This is a genomic window from Streptomyces sp. NPDC096132 (assembly GCF_044763345.1).
Taxonomy (GTDB): domain Bacteria; phylum Actinomycetota; class Actinomycetes; order Streptomycetales; family Streptomycetaceae; genus Streptomyces.
This window is the reverse complement of sequence record NZ_JBIWGA010000017.1, coordinates 133,109-146,036: the sequence shown is the minus strand read 5'-3', so window position 1 is coordinate 146,036 and position 12,928 is coordinate 133,109. Positions and strand designations below refer to the sequence as shown.

Annotated in this window: 12 protein-coding genes; 2 read left to right on the top strand and 10 right to left on the bottom strand. The window is 73.0% G+C overall.

Annotation, left to right across the window (positions count from 1 at the left end; genetic code table 11):
- Window positions 1-204: 204 nt before the first annotated feature.
- The gene (locus ACIRF9_RS34300; protein WP_403830258.1) at window positions 205-1,716 is read left to right on the top strand and encodes an MFS transporter; all 1,512 of its coding nucleotides are present in this window, start codon (window positions 205-207) and stop codon (window positions 1,714-1,716) included.
- Window positions 1,717-1,837: 121 nt separating this feature from the next.
- Complete coding sequence (locus tag ACIRF9_RS34295) at window positions 1,838-2,500, top strand: 1,4-alpha-glucan branching protein (protein WP_403830256.1); 663 nt, start codon at window positions 1,838-1,840, stop codon at window positions 2,498-2,500.
- On the opposite strand, the gene ACIRF9_RS34290 is transcribed toward ACIRF9_RS34295, so the two are convergent.
- The 10 genes from ACIRF9_RS34290 to ACIRF9_RS34245 form a co-directional block, all read right to left on the bottom strand.
- Window positions 2,497-3,117 carry a TetR/AcrR family transcriptional regulator gene (locus ACIRF9_RS34290; RefSeq protein WP_403830254.1) on the bottom strand — a complete coding sequence of 207 codons (621 nt, stop codon included), beginning with the start codon at window positions 3,115-3,117 and terminating at the stop codon, window positions 2,497-2,499. The genes ACIRF9_RS34295 and ACIRF9_RS34290 overlap by 4 nt on opposite strands.
- Window positions 3,118-3,329: 212 nt before the next feature.
- Window positions 3,330-4,568, bottom strand: coding sequence for a glycosyltransferase (locus ACIRF9_RS34285; RefSeq protein WP_403830252.1), 1,239 nt, complete (start codon window positions 4,566-4,568; stop codon window positions 3,330-3,332).
- A 157-nt stretch (window positions 4,569-4,725) separates the two neighbouring features.
- Window positions 4,726-5,388, bottom strand: a complete 663-nt coding sequence (locus ACIRF9_RS34280; protein WP_403830249.1) for a YceI family protein — start codon at window positions 5,386-5,388, stop codon at window positions 4,726-4,728.
- Window positions 5,389-5,491: 103 nt separating this feature from the next.
- Window positions 5,492-6,709, bottom strand: a complete 1,218-nt coding sequence (locus tag ACIRF9_RS34275) for a hypothetical protein (RefSeq protein ID WP_403830246.1) — start codon at window positions 6,707-6,709, stop codon at window positions 5,492-5,494.
- Between the two features lie 65 nt (window positions 6,710-6,774).
- Window positions 6,775-7,605: an IclR family transcriptional regulator gene (locus tag ACIRF9_RS34270; RefSeq protein ID WP_403830243.1), complete on the bottom strand. Its 831-nt coding sequence runs from the start codon at window positions 7,603-7,605 to the stop codon at window positions 6,775-6,777.
- Window positions 7,602-8,315 carry an MBL fold metallo-hydrolase gene (locus tag ACIRF9_RS34265; protein WP_403830240.1) on the bottom strand — a complete coding sequence of 238 codons (714 nt, stop codon included), beginning with the start codon at window positions 8,313-8,315 and terminating at the stop codon, window positions 7,602-7,604. The genes ACIRF9_RS34270 and ACIRF9_RS34265 overlap by 4 nt, the downstream gene beginning before the upstream one ends.
- Window positions 8,306-9,511: a M20 family metallopeptidase gene (locus ACIRF9_RS34260; RefSeq protein WP_403830238.1), complete on the bottom strand. Its 1,206-nt coding sequence runs from the start codon at window positions 9,509-9,511 to the stop codon at window positions 8,306-8,308. The genes ACIRF9_RS34265 and ACIRF9_RS34260 overlap by 10 nt, the downstream gene beginning before the upstream one ends.
- Complete coding sequence (locus ACIRF9_RS34255; protein WP_403830236.1) at window positions 9,508-10,455, bottom strand: ABC transporter permease; 948 nt, start codon at window positions 10,453-10,455, stop codon at window positions 9,508-9,510. The genes ACIRF9_RS34260 and ACIRF9_RS34255 overlap by 4 nt, the downstream gene beginning before the upstream one ends.
- Window positions 10,452-11,405: an ABC transporter permease gene (locus ACIRF9_RS34250; protein WP_403830234.1), complete on the bottom strand. Its 954-nt coding sequence runs from the start codon at window positions 11,403-11,405 to the stop codon at window positions 10,452-10,454. Before ACIRF9_RS34250 ends, ACIRF9_RS34255 begins: the two co-directional genes overlap by 4 nt.
- Window positions 11,398-12,927 carry a sugar ABC transporter ATP-binding protein gene (locus ACIRF9_RS34245; RefSeq protein ID WP_403830231.1) on the bottom strand — a complete coding sequence of 510 codons (1,530 nt, stop codon included), beginning with the start codon at window positions 12,925-12,927 and terminating at the stop codon, window positions 11,398-11,400. Before ACIRF9_RS34245 ends, ACIRF9_RS34250 begins: the two co-directional genes overlap by 8 nt.
- Window position 12,928 lies beyond the last annotated feature (1 nt).

Sequence of the window (12,928 nt, the reverse complement as noted above, 5' to 3'; positions counted from 1 at the left end):
GACGTAAGGACATGCCCGTGATCCTAGGGCGGCGTCCTTGGGCCCACGGCGCGGTCAGGGGGGCGGGTGATCCGCCGAAGCTCATCGAAACGATTGCGTTTCGCTCGGACATGGCCTAAGGTTCAGTACGAAACGGTTTCGTTTCGCTGGTCTGCCGGTCAGGTTCGGCCAGGTCGATCCCCAGCACGACGGGAGTACGTCCCCATGTCGCAGAAAACCGCCCCGCCGAACACGGCGCCGCTCCGGGCGACCGCCGACCGACCCGAGGAGGCCGGATCGCGCCACCGCTGGTGGATCCTCGCCGTCATCGGGCTCGCCCAGCTGATGGTCGTGCTGGACGCGACGATCGTGAACATCGCCCTGCCGTCAGCGCAGGCCGACCTCGGCTTCTCCGACGGCAACCGGACCTGGATCGTCACCGCCTACTCCCTGGCCTTCGGCAGCCTGCTGCTCCTCGGCGGCCGGATCGCCGACCTCTTCGGCCGTAAGCCCGCCTTCCTGGTCGGTGTGAGCGGCTTCGCGCTCGCCTCGGCCGTGGCCGGTGCCGCCACCAACTTCGAGATGCTGGTCACGGGCCGTGCCCTCCAGGGACTGTTCGGCGCGCTCCTCGCGCCTGCCGCGCTCTCCCTGCTGACCACCACGTTCACCGACGCCAGGGAACGGGCCAGGGCCTTCGGCGTCTTCGGTGCCATCGCCGGCTCGGGCGCGGCCGTGGGCCTGCTGCTGGGCGGTGTCCTCACCGAGTACCTGAACTGGCGCTGGACCCTCTACGTCAACCTGTTCTTCGCCGTGTTCGCCATCGTCGGCGGCATGCTGCTGCTCCAGCGGACGCCGCGCGACCGGAGCGCCAAGCTCGACGTCCCCGGCACGCTCCTGGTCACCACCGGTCTGTTCGGCATCGTCTACGGCTTCTCCAACGCCGAGTCCCACGACTGGAACTCCCCGCTGTCCTGGGGCTTCCTCACCGCCGGCGCCGTACTCCTCGCGGCCTTCACCTGGTGGCAGACCAAGGCCGCGCATCCGCTGCTGCCGCTGCGCGTGCTGCTCGACCGCAACCGCGGCGCCTCCTTCGCGGCCATGCTGATCTCCAGCGCCGGGATGTTCGGCGTCTTCCTCTTCCTCACCTACTACCTGCAGCTCAGCCTCGGCTTCTCCGCGATCCAGACCGGTCTGGCCTTCCTCCCGATGGTCGGCGCCCTGATGGTCAGCGCGACCGCCTCCACCAACTTCCTGCTCACCCGCGTCAGCCCCAAGATCGTGGTCTCGCTCGGCATGCTCCTCGGCGCGGCCGGCCTGGCCTGGATCACCGGCCTCGGCCTGGACAGCACCTACGCCGCGAACGTCCTGCCCCCGCTGCTCGTCATCGGACTGGGCATCGGCATGATCATGGCCCCCGCGATGAGCCTCGCCACGGCCGGTGTGGCCGCGGAGGACGCGGGTGTCGCCTCGGCCGCCGTCAACACCATGCAGCAGATCGGCGGCTCCATCGGCACCGCCCTCCTCAACACCCTCGCCGCGAGCGCCGCCACGGACTACCTGGTCGGCAAGGACCCCACGAACAAGCTCGTCCAGGCGAACGCCGCGCTGGAGTCCTACTCCACCGCCTACTGGTGGTCGGCCGCCTTCTTCGCGGCCGGCGCGCTGATCGCCGTACTCCTCTACCGCCGCGGCATCCCGGAGACCGACCCGGACGCCGCCCCCACAGTCCACATGTGAGCGGCATGTGGGAACCCGCGCCCACCTGTGGGGACGGGGAGGGTGCGGGCAACGGGCCCGGTGCTTGCGAGCACCGGGCCCGCGCTCTTGAAGGAACAGGGAACAGGGGACAATCCTCGGCATGGCCGTCATCCACCACACCGCCCTCAAGCCGACCAAGCTGGAACTGCTCACCGCCTGGCTGCCCACCCGACCGTGGTACGTCGGCGGCGCGGGCGAACCGCGACTGGCCAAGGCCGGCGGCTTCCGGCTGGACGACCCGCAGGGGGAGGTGGGGATCGAGTTCATGGTGGTCACCGACACCTCCGGCACTCACCCCGCCGCCTACCTGGTGCCGCTCACCTATCGCGGCACCCCGCTCGACGGGGCGGAGCACGCCCTCGTCGGCACCATGGAGCACGGGGTGCTGGGGCGGCGCTGGGCCTACGACGGCTGTCACGACCCGGTGCTGGCAGGCCAGTTGTCGGCCCTGATCGAGGGCCGGGTCCAGGCTCAGGACCAGAACGCCAGCGACACCCCCGACCGGGACGTCACCCGCTCCTGCTCCGATGACGCCCCCGGCCTCACCGCCCTCGCCGACGCCACCGACGACCGGGACGGCACCGAGCTGCGCGCACCGCACGGCGCGACACTCCGCCTGCACCGGGTCCTGCGCCCCGCCCCCGACGACCGGCCTCTCCTGCCACCGCGGGCGACCGGCCACGTCGCCGGCACCTGGCACCTGCCGGACGGCACGCGTGCACGGGGGCTGTTCGCCACCGTGCACGCGGGCCTTCGCGCCTAGGGAGTGTCTTTCCCGGCGGGCACCCGCACCTGCCGGGTCACCCGCCGGACCAGGTCCACCCAGGTGGCCTGGAGGCGGGCGACGGGGACCCCGCGGCACTCGCGCAGATAGTCCGCCGTCTCGAAGCAGGTGAAGGCGAGCAGGGCGTGGGCAAGCATGTCGTGGTCGCCGTCGGCTCCCGCCTCCCGCAGCAGCTCCGCGACATGACGATGGAAGGACCGGCCGGTGTCCGTGCCGTGCCGGCGTGCGTAGACCATGTGGCGCACGAGGTCGGCGCCGAGGTCCCCGTCGGCGGCGGTGCGTTCGATCAGGGCGTTGCCGAACGCCTCCAGCCGTTCCCTCGCGGGCGCGCCCGGTCCCAGCGGTGGGGGACCCGAGGTGTACGCCTCCTCGAACTCGCCCTCGACCTCCCGCAGAAGGGCGAGCAGCAGCCCGTCGCGGTCCCCGAAGCGGCGGAACAGCGTGGCCTTCCCCACGCCGGCCGCCTCGGCGACCTCGTGCATCGTCAGGTGCTCGGCCCCTCGTTCGGCGACCAGCCGGCCGGCCGCCGCCAGCAACCGGGCCCGATTGCGGGCGGCGTCGGCCCGCTCGCGAGTGCCGTCGGCCGGCGCCGTCACGACGGACCGCCCGGCACACGGGGGCGGCTGACCGCACGGATGGTGGAACAGGTGGTGCCGGGCATCGCTCTCCTTCGGTCCACAGGAGTGCATCGGGCGGGCGGCGACGCCCTCACCCGGAGCGGCACAGGTGAGTACGGGGGCGCCCACCCTAGTGACCCGGACCGGTGCCGGGAACCTACCTGGGCCCGAGCCGGCCTACACCCATGGGACTAGTCCTCGCTCCGGGAGCGGGCATGGACCATGTCGAGCAACAGGTGAGCGGCGACCGTGGCACCGTCGGTGCGGATCGTGCCGGCCACCGCCTTCGCACGGTCGCGTGTCTCGGGGGCCAGGGCCGTGGTGAGGGCGGCCGACAGGGACGCGTAGGTCGGGGTGGGGCCGTCGTGCGCCGCGCCGATGCCCAGCTCGGCCACCCGGGCGGCCCAGTACGGCTGGTCCACGAGCTGGGGCACGATCACCTGCGGCGCGCCGGCCCGGGCGGCCGTCGTCGTGGTGCCCGCGCCGCCGTGGTGCACGACCGCGGCCACCCGCTCGAACAGCGCCTGCTGGTTGACCTCGCCGACGCTGAAGCAGTCGTCCAGGTCGTCGATCAACGTCAGGTCGGCCCAGCCGCGCCCGACGAGGACACGGCGGCCCTGCGCGCGCACCGCCTCGACGGCCACCCGGGCGACGTCCGCCGACTCGAGCATGGGCATACTGCCGAAGCCCACGTACACCGGCGGCTCACCCGCCTCCAGGAACGCCTCCAGCTCCGGCGACAGCGCACGCTCGTCCGGCAGGATCCACGCCCCCGTCTGCACGACGTCGAGGCCCGCCGCCCTTGGCCAGGGGCCCAGGACCGGGTCCGCCGCCAGCCACGGCCGGTCGGTGTGGACATGGCCGCGGACGTCGTCCATCGGCGGCAGGCCGATCGACTCCCGGTGCGCGTTCAGCCCCGGGCCGAACAGCGCGGCGAAGCTCTCCGCGTGCAGGTCCCACAGCGCCCGGTTGTCGGTCACGTCCGGCGGGAACGGAGAGCCCGGCAACGCGTGCGGCGCGTGGTGGGGCGACGGCAGCATCGTCGCGAAGAAGCTCACGTACGCGAAGGGGACGCCCAGTTGCTCGGCCACCGACTGCGCCCCGGCCACGGCCGGGGGCAGCCCGGTCGCCACCACCGCGTCACAGCCGCCCTCGGCCGCCCCCGCGACCGCCTCGTACTGCGCGGCCACCAGCCAGGCCGCGCGCCGGGGCAGGCCCTCCGGCAACGGCACCGTCCCGGTCACCAGCGCCCGCACCGACTCGGCGACCGGCACCAGCTCCACGCCGACCCCCGCCAGCAGCTTCGCGAACTCCTCGTCCGGCGGCGCGCACACCCGCACCTCCGCGCCCAATTCCCTTAACCGCACGGCGAGTCCGGCCATCGGCTGGACATCCCCGCGCGACCCATACGTCGACAGCACCACACGCACTTCGCGACTCCCGTTTCAGCGGTTTCCGGCTTCGGCGGGTGATTCTGCGGGACGCCGGGGGCCTTGCCGCAAGCCCCCGGTCGCGCTATATGTTGACCATGGCAAGGAGCCGGTGAGCTCCTTGCCTTTGTCTTTGCCGCCCTTGTCGCCGCCTCCGTCAGCCGCCCGGCATCGTGCGGATCGCGGCGATGTCGAACTGCAGGCGCACCTTCTCGCTCACCATCGCGCCGCCCTCCGCCAGCCTCTGGTCGTACGTCAGGCCCCATGCGGAGCGACTGATGGTGGTCGTGCCGTCGAAGCCGACCCGCTCGTAGCCGAAGGGGTCGGTGACGTGCCCCAGGTAGGTCAGGTCCAGGTCGACGGGGCGGGTGGTGTCCTTGATGGTGAGGTCGCCGGTCATGCGGTAGACGTCGTGGCCGACGAGCCGCACCCCCGTACTCGTGAAGCGCATACGGGGATAGGCCGCGGAGTCCAGGAAGTCACGGCCGGTGAGGTGGGCGTCGCGTTGCTCCACCCCCGTGTCGACGGAAGCCGTGGACAGGACGATCTCGGCCCGTGAGCGGGCCGGATCGCCGCCGTCGAACCAGAGCCGGCTCCGGTACTCGGTGAACGCCCCGCGCACGGTCGTCACCAGGGCATGGCGGACGGAGAAACCGATACGACTGTGGGCGGGGTCGATCATCCATTCCCCGGTCAGCGTCGCCAGGGCCGGATCGGGCAGTCCGCCCGCGGGGGCGAACGACGTTTGTTCGTGGGGGAGTTGGGTGGCTGTGGGGGGAGCCGGGCGGCGCCGGGACGCAGCACGGGTGAACAGGTTCATGATTCACGTAGTTACGGCACGGGGGAAAGCCCCGCAAGGGTGCTCCGGTATTGCTCCCGCATTGCTCCAGGAATCGCGCACATGTTCCCCACGACCCGTCCGCTCAGCGTGACTTGAGCGCCACCGGGACACGCTCCAGCACCGGGAACGGCACCAGGCCGTAGTGGTAGAAATCCACGGCGTCGGCCCCGCCCGGCCCCCCGGCCGCCGCGGTCTTCGCGGCCAGGTGCTCGGCCGAGTGGGTGTCGGGAGTTCCCGGGCGCAGCACCGCGCGCAGCGAGCAGCGGGCCGGGAGGGCGGCCCGGTAGGCGACGGTGTCGGCCGCGACGCGCTCCGGGTCCCGGGCGTAGGCGAGCACGGCGTAACCGGGGACGACGGAGCCGACCGCGGCCGGGTCGACACCGGTCCGCCAGGCCTCGTCGACGGCGAGCGCCCCCGTCGGCAGGCCGTTGCCGTAGCCCTTGATCGCGCCCGTCAGATCGAGGAAGACCAGCTGTGATCCCTCGGCGGCCACCGCGTCGGCCACGGTCGCGGCGAGCGAGGTGACGGTGGCGGTGCGGGTGCGGACGTACGCGGCGACAGGTCCCGGCAGCCCGTCGGGGGTGAGCTCGCCGGCGTGCGGATCCGCGCCGTCCAGAACCCGGGCCACCACCCGGGCGGCCTCGGCGCGCGCGGCGGCGGCGTCCACCCCGGCGGCCGCGGCGCGCTCGGCGCAGTACGGGCAGAAGCACAGGCCCAGCAGGAAGTCCTCCAGCGGGCCCAGCGGGACGAAGCTGCGTTCGTGGTGGTAGCCGTGGCCGAACGTGCCGTAGTGCAGGGACTCGGCGACCACCGCGTCCACGCCGAGGCGGGCCACCGAGCGGGCCAGCGCCACGGCGTACGCCCGGACATCGGGGTGGGCCGGGCACAGGTCGGCCGGAGCCGCCCGGTCGCCGAAGCAGTTCTGCTGGGTGACGTCGGGGTGCGCCAGGCCGAGCGTGGTGTTGTGCAGGAACACGGTCCAGCCGTGCAGCGCCGCACCCCGCTCGGCGGTGAGCCGGCGCACCTCGCGCAGCGGCTCCTCCTCGGCACCGGCCTGGACGGGCGGGGTGAGACGCAGCCCGTCGAACAGGTCGGACGGCGGCACGAAGTGGGCGCCGTCGCGGCGCAGGGTGACCCGGGCCGGGCCGTGCGGGGTGACGTCCCGGGCGCGGTGGTAGGCGGCGGCGACGGTGAGGGTGTCGCAGCCGTACGTGCCGAGGACGCGGTCGAGGACCGCGTCGGTGCCCTCGGCGCGCAGGTCCTCGACGAAGGCGTAGACGGCTGACGTGGACGTTTCCATACGGGGGCTCCTCCGGGGAGTCAGTGGAGTCAGCGGAGTCGGTGAAGTCAGCGGAGTCGGTGAAGTCAGTGGCTGCCGTTGTCCCGGACCCGGGAGGAACCGAGGACGTGGGAGATCTCCAGGCCGGTGCGCACCACCATCGGACCCACCTCCCGGACCCGCGCGGGAGTCATCCGGGTGGTGAGGCCGGAGACGCTGACCGCCCCGACCGCCGCGTCGGTGTGGTCGAACACGGGAGCGGCGACGCACCGCACCTCCGGCTCGTTCTCGCGGTCGTCGATGGCGTAGCCCTGCCGCCGGACCCGGTCCAGCTCGGCGCGCAGCCGCTGCGGGTCGGTGGTGGTGTGCGGGGTGACCGGCGGCATCCCGGCGGCGACCACCACCCGGAACTCCTCCTCGCCCAGCCAGGCGAGGATGGCCTTGCCGACGGCGGTGCGGTAGGCGGGGACCCGGCTGCCGATCCGGGAGGCCATCCGGACGTTGGTCTCGTTCTCCACCTTGTCGACGTAGACGACGTCCGGCGGCTCGTACACCACCAGATGGCAGGTCTCGCCCACCGCGTGCTGCAGCAGCCGCAGCGGCTCCGTGGCCACGGTCCGCAGGTCGAGCGAGGAGAGATAGGCCTGGCCGAGCCGCAGGGTGCCGTGGCCGAGCCGGAACCACCCCGTCTCGCGGTCGCGGACCAGCAGGTCGGCCTCCATGAGCGGGGCGGCGAGCCGCAGCACCGTGCTCTTGTTGATGCCGAGTTCCTCCGCGAGCCGGGTCAGCGAGATGCCCCGCCCGGTGCCGGCGTGGTCGCGGATGTGCTCCAGCACGGTGAGGGCACGCCGCAGCGAGGAGGACTGGTTGCGGCGGGCCGGAGAACCCGAAGAAGGAGAACTCGAAGGGGCGGTCATGTCGTACTCCTCGGCAGCAGTCCGCGGGCGACGGTGTCACGGGCGGCGGCCAGATGCCGCCCGGCCCGGGCCAGGGAGATCTCGTGGTGTCCCGGGAAGAGCGCGTCGACGTCGAGCGAGGCCAGCAGGGTCAGACTGGCCGCGTACTCGGGCACCCGGCAGTCGTGCAGATTCTGCAGCGAGACGCGGCCGCCGGTGAAGACGCAGTCCCCGGAGAAGAGGGCACGGTAGGCGGGGGTGCGCAGGTGGTAGCACATATGGCCGTCGGCGTGACCGGGTGTCGCGACGGCCCTCAGGACCAATCCGCCGCCGAGGTCGAACTCCTCGCCGTCGGCGACCGGTTCCACGCGGGGGCAGGGGGTGAAGGTGTAGTCGGGTGGGTACACGCCGGCGGCCTTCCCCTTGTCGACGCTGAGGCCTTGTTCGTCACCGGTGGCGATCCACCGCGCGGCGGGTTCACCGGCCAGCACGCGCAGTCCGGGGAACCGCTCGGCGAGTCCGGCGGCTCCGCCCGCGTGGTCGGCGTGGCCGTGGGTGAGGAGGAGGTGGTCGGGTTGCGCCAGGGTGAGGGGCGAGCGTCCGGCTCCCGCGTCGATCAGCGCGGTGCGCCGACTGCCGCGTACCAGGTACACATGGCAGTCCAGGGGGTCGGTGAGGTCGAAGCCGGCTGCTCCGCTGGCGACGAGGGTTATATGGTCGGTCAGGCGCATGTCGGGGGCCTTTCCGATGGTGGGCGAGTGCGGGTTGTCCGCGGCTGGTCGCGCCCCGCGGCGGAGCCGCAAATGGACACAGCCCCGCGCCCCTTCAACGCGGTCAGCACCACCCTCGTTGCCAGGTGCACCTCCGCCAACTCCACCGACTCCGTCGCCGCGTGCGCGTCCACCACCGACCCCGGGCCGAAGACCACCGACGGGATTCCGGCCCCGGCGAGCTTGCTGGCGTCCGTGCCGAAGGGCATGCCCTGGACCTCCGACGGGCGGCCGTGGGCGGCGAGGGCACGGCACAGGGCGGTGACGATCTCGGCGTCCGGGCGCGTGTCCAGGGCCGGGTCGACGGTGAACGGTGGATCCAACTCGGCGCCGAGTGCGGCCAGTTCGGTGCGGTCTTGCTGCCATACCGACTGCGGATCCTCGCCCGGAAGCGTGCGGCGGTCCACGTCCACCTCGCACACGCCGGGGATCGTGTTGGGGCCGGTGCCGCCCCGCACGCGGGTGACCGAGCGGGTCGCCGGGCCGAGGAGGGGATGGGGCGGTACGGACGGAGGGTGCGCGGCGAGATGGGCGATGACCGGCGCCATCAGCGTGATCGCGTTCACCGCCTCCTCAGGGCGCGAACTGTGCCCGGCGCGCCCCCTGGTGCGGGCCGTGTAGCGGACGACCCCCTTGTGCGCCACGGCCGGGACCAGCCCGGTCGGCTCGCCGACGATCGCGCCCAGGACCGGGCGGTCCGCCAGGGTGTCCAGCAGATGCAGGACACCCCGGTAGGCGTGCTCCTCGTCGCAGACCCCGGCCAGCACGACCGTGTACGGCGGCGGCTCGCCCGCGGCGAGTTCGGCGACCGCCAGTATGAAGGCCGCCAGCGGTCCCTTCGCGTCACAGGCACCCCGCCCGTACAGGCGGCCGTCCCTGATGACGCCGTCGTGGGGATCGACGGTCATGCCGTCCGTCTCGACCGTGTCGAGGTGCGACTCCAGCAGGACCGCCGACGGGCTCCGGCCCGGTACGACGGCCACGACGTTGCAGCGCCCCGGCAGCACTTCGTACAACTCGGCCCGCACACCCCGCCGTCGCAGCCAGTCCCGGACGTACTCCGCCACGGCCGTCTCGCCGCCGTCGCCCGCCCCGCCCCGGGGGTTGACGCTCGGGATCCGTACCAGGTCCCGCAGCAGATCCTCGGCCCCTGTCATGTACGGCGCTCCCTCGCGTACACCAGCAGCAGACCGATGATCAGCACGCCGAGCACGACCTGCCGTACGCCCTCCGAGAGGTTCCAGGAGGTCAGCAGGGCGGTGAGCAGGGTGAGCAGCAGGGCGCCGCCGACCGTGCCGAGGAGGTGGCCGCGGCCGCCGAGGATGGAGGTGCCGCCGAGCACGACGGAGGCGATGGACAGGAGCTGGTAGGGGTTTCCCATGGTCAGCGAGCTGGTGCCGGTGAAGCCGAGCAGCACCAGGCCCGCCACTCCGGCGAGGAGCGCGCAGGAGACGTACGCGGTGAACGCCGTGCTGACGAGCGGTACGCCGGAGGCCCGGGCGGCGTCCTCGCCGGCGCCGAGCGCGAACGCGTTGCGGCCGGTGCGGGACAGGTGCAGCAGCCAGAAGGCGGCGGCCGTGACGGCCAGCCACAGCACGAACGCCCAGGGGACGCCCAGCAGACGGCCGTTGGCGATCGTGTCCAGCAGGGGCAGCCGGGCCGAGCTGGGGGAGCCGTCCGTGTAGACGAGCAGGGCGCCGGCCAGGATCGTGCCGGTGGCCAGCGTCATCACCATCGGCGGGACGCGCAGCCACACCACTCCGGCCGCGTTCACCGCACCCACCAGCGCGCTCAGCAGCAGCGCGACCAGGACGCCGGTCGTGCCGCCGCCCCTGCCGGAGGCGACCTCGGCGCACACCACCGCCGACAGGGCCACCACCCCGGACACCGACAGGTCGATGCCGCTCATCATGACGACGAGGGTCTGGCCGACGGCGACGATGCCCAGGAACGACGCCGTCTGCACCAGGTAGCGGAAGCTGGAGACGCTGTCGAAGCCGTCCGCGAGGAGGACCGCCGCGAGCCAGGTGACCGCGAGCACGCCGAACGCCCAGGCCGCCCGGCTGCCGCGCAGCGCTGCCACCGACACAAGGCCGCTCATACGGCCGCCTCCCTCGTGAGGTACGTCTTCAGGGCGAGCGCCACGACGAGGATCACGCCCTGCGCGACGAGCTGGTAGAAGGGCGAGATCCCGGTGAACAGCAGCAGGTTGGTGAGCAGGCCGATGACGAGCGCGCCCAGGACCGTGCCGCGCATCCGGCCGACCCCGCCGAAGAAGCTGATGCCGCCGAGCACGGAGGCGGCGATGGAGTTGAGGGTGTACGGGGCGCCGATCGTCGGGTCCGCCGAACCGGTCTGGATCGCGAGCCCGATCCCGGCGAGCCCGGTGAACGCGCCCGCCAGCGCGTACCCGGAGATCTTCACGCCCCGGGTGTGCAGGCCGCCGGCGTAGGCGCCGTGCTCGTTGCCGCCGACGGCGTAGAGGGCGAGCCCGTGCCGGGTGGTGCGCAGCAGCTTCCAGACGGCCAGCACCACCGCGAGGGCGACCGCGGGCAGGGCGATCCCGTTCCAGCCGTTGTTGTACGCGTTGACCAGCCCGCCCGGCACCTGTCCACCGGGCTGCGGCAGGACCACCAGGGTGACCCCGCCCCACAGGAACGAGGCGGCGAGGGTGACGACGATGGGCGGCAGTCCGGCGTACGCCACCAGCGCCCCGTTGACCGCGCCCGCCCCGACGGCCACGCACACGGCCAGCAGGGCCGCCGTGACCACACCGCCGGCGCCCTGGGCGTCGTACGTCGCGAACACGGCCATGGCGAGGGCGAGCACGGCGCCCAGCGACAGGTCGATCCCGCCGAGCAGCATCACGCTGGTCTGCCCGGCGGCGGCCAGGATCAGTGGCAGGAACTGGGCGGACAGGATGGTGACGGACGCGGGGGTGAGCAGGCTGGAGTCGTAGTGCTGGTAGGCGATCAGGAGCGCCAGGAGGAGGGCGGTGAGGGAGAGGAGGTCGGTGTTGCCGCGGGCGGCACCGGCGAGGCGCTCACGCATGGACCACGCTCCCGGGACCGGACGTCCCCGGCGTCCCCATCACCGAGGACCTGACCAGGCGTTCCTCCGTCAGCTCGGGTCCGGCGACGCGGTCGACGACCGTCCCCTCGTACATCACCGCCACCTCGTCGCACAGGCCGACCAGTTCCATGGTGTCTCCGGAGGTGACGAGCACCGCGAGGCCGTCGTCGGCCAGGCGGCGCAGCAGGTGGTAGATCTCGCGTTTCGTGCCGATGTCGATGCCCCGGGTCGGTTCGGCGAGCAGCAGGACGCGGGGTTCGGTGGGCAGCCACTTGGCGAGCGCGACCTTCTGCTGGTTGCCGCCGGAGAGGCGGCGGACCTCCTGCGCGGGGGAGGCGGTCTTGATGCGCAGCCGGTCGATCAGTTCGCCGACGAGCGTGGCCTCGGCGCCCCGCGCGACGGTGGTGAGGCGACGGGCCGGGGCGAGGGCCCGCATGCTGGGCAGCGCGAGGTTGTCCCGCACACCGCGCACGGTGTGGACGCCCTCGGTCTTCCTGTCCTCGGGGACGTACGCGATCCGGTGCCGGATCGCGTCCCGGGGGGAGGACAGCCGGACCGCCCGGCCCTCGAAGGTGATCCCGCCGCTGTGCCGGGCCAGCCCGAACAGGGCCCGCAGCACCTCCCGCTGTCCCTGGCCCTGCAGCCCGCCGAGGCCGGTGATGCGCCCGGGAGTCAGGTCGAGGCGGACGCCGGAGCAGGCGCGGGGGACGGTGAGGTCGCGTACCTCCAGCACGGGTGCGGCGGGGGCGGCCGCGGCCTTCGCCGGGAACAGGTCCGACAGCTCGCGTCCCACCATCAGCCGGACGATGTCGTCGTGATCGGTCCGCTCCCGTTCCCGGGTCGCCGTCACCGCCCCGTCCTTCAGGACCGTCAACCGGTCGCTGACGGCGAAGAGCTCGGACATGCGGTGGCTCACGAGGATCACCGAGCCGCCCTGGTCGCGCAGGTCGCGGACCACCCGGAAGACGGCACCCACCTGGTCCTCGTCCAGGGCCGAGGTGGCCTCGTCCAGGATGAGCAGCCGGGGTTCGCCCGCCAGGGCCTTGGCCAGTTCGACGAGTTGCCGGCGGCCCAGCGGCAGCCGCCCGGCCGGGGTGCGCGGATCGACGTCGAGGCCGACCCGCTCGAGCAGCGGCCGGGCCCGGGCCGCGAGGTCACGGTGGAGCACGAGGCCCCGGCGGCTGGGCCAGGCGCCCAGGAAGACGTTCTCCGCGACGCTCTGGTGCGGGTTCAGGCTCAGTTCCTGGTGGACGGAGCCGACCCCGGCGGCCCGGGCGCGGTGGGGAGACCACGCCCGGGGGACGGGGGTGCCGTCGTAGCGGACCTGGCCGGAGTCGGGGGTCAGGAGCCCGGTGACGAGGGAGAGCACGGTGGACTTGCCGGCCCCGTTCTCGCCGACCAGGGCCAGGACCTCCCCCGGCTCGACCTCGAAACTCACGTCCGTGAGCACCCGGTTGCCCGCGAACGACTTCGACACCTGTTCCACGCTCAGCAGCGGCACG

Excerpts from the sequence above, each read along its gene's own strand:
- ACIRF9_RS34295 (WP_403830256.1), top strand. The coding sequence starts at position 1,838 with ATGGCCGTCATCCACCACACCGCCCTCAAGCCGACCAAGCTGGAACTG.
- ACIRF9_RS34270 (WP_403830243.1), bottom strand. The coding sequence starts at position 7,605 with ATGACCGCCCCTTCGAGTTCTCCTTCTTCGGGTTCTCCGGCCCGCCGC.
- ACIRF9_RS34300 (WP_403830258.1), top strand. The coding sequence starts at position 205 with ATGTCGCAGAAAACCGCCCCGCCGAACACGGCGCCGCTCCGGGCGACC.
- ACIRF9_RS34275 (WP_403830246.1), bottom strand. The coding sequence starts at position 6,709 with ATGGAAACGTCCACGTCAGCCGTCTACGCCTTCGTCGAGGACCTGCGC.
- ACIRF9_RS34280 (WP_403830249.1), bottom strand. The coding sequence starts at position 5,388 with ATGAACCTGTTCACCCGTGCTGCGTCCCGGCGCCGCCCGGCTCCCCCC.
- ACIRF9_RS34260 (WP_403830238.1), bottom strand. The coding sequence starts at position 9,511 with ATGACAGGGGCCGAGGATCTGCTGCGGGACCTGGTACGGATCCCGAGC.
- ACIRF9_RS34250 (WP_403830234.1), bottom strand. The coding sequence starts at position 11,405 with ATGCGTGAGCGCCTCGCCGGTGCCGCCCGCGGCAACACCGACCTCCTC.
- ACIRF9_RS34265 (WP_403830240.1), bottom strand. The coding sequence starts at position 8,315 with ATGCGCCTGACCGACCATATAACCCTCGTCGCCAGCGGAGCAGCCGGC.
- ACIRF9_RS34255 (WP_403830236.1), bottom strand. The coding sequence starts at position 10,455 with ATGAGCGGCCTTGTGTCGGTGGCAGCGCTGCGCGGCAGCCGGGCGGCC.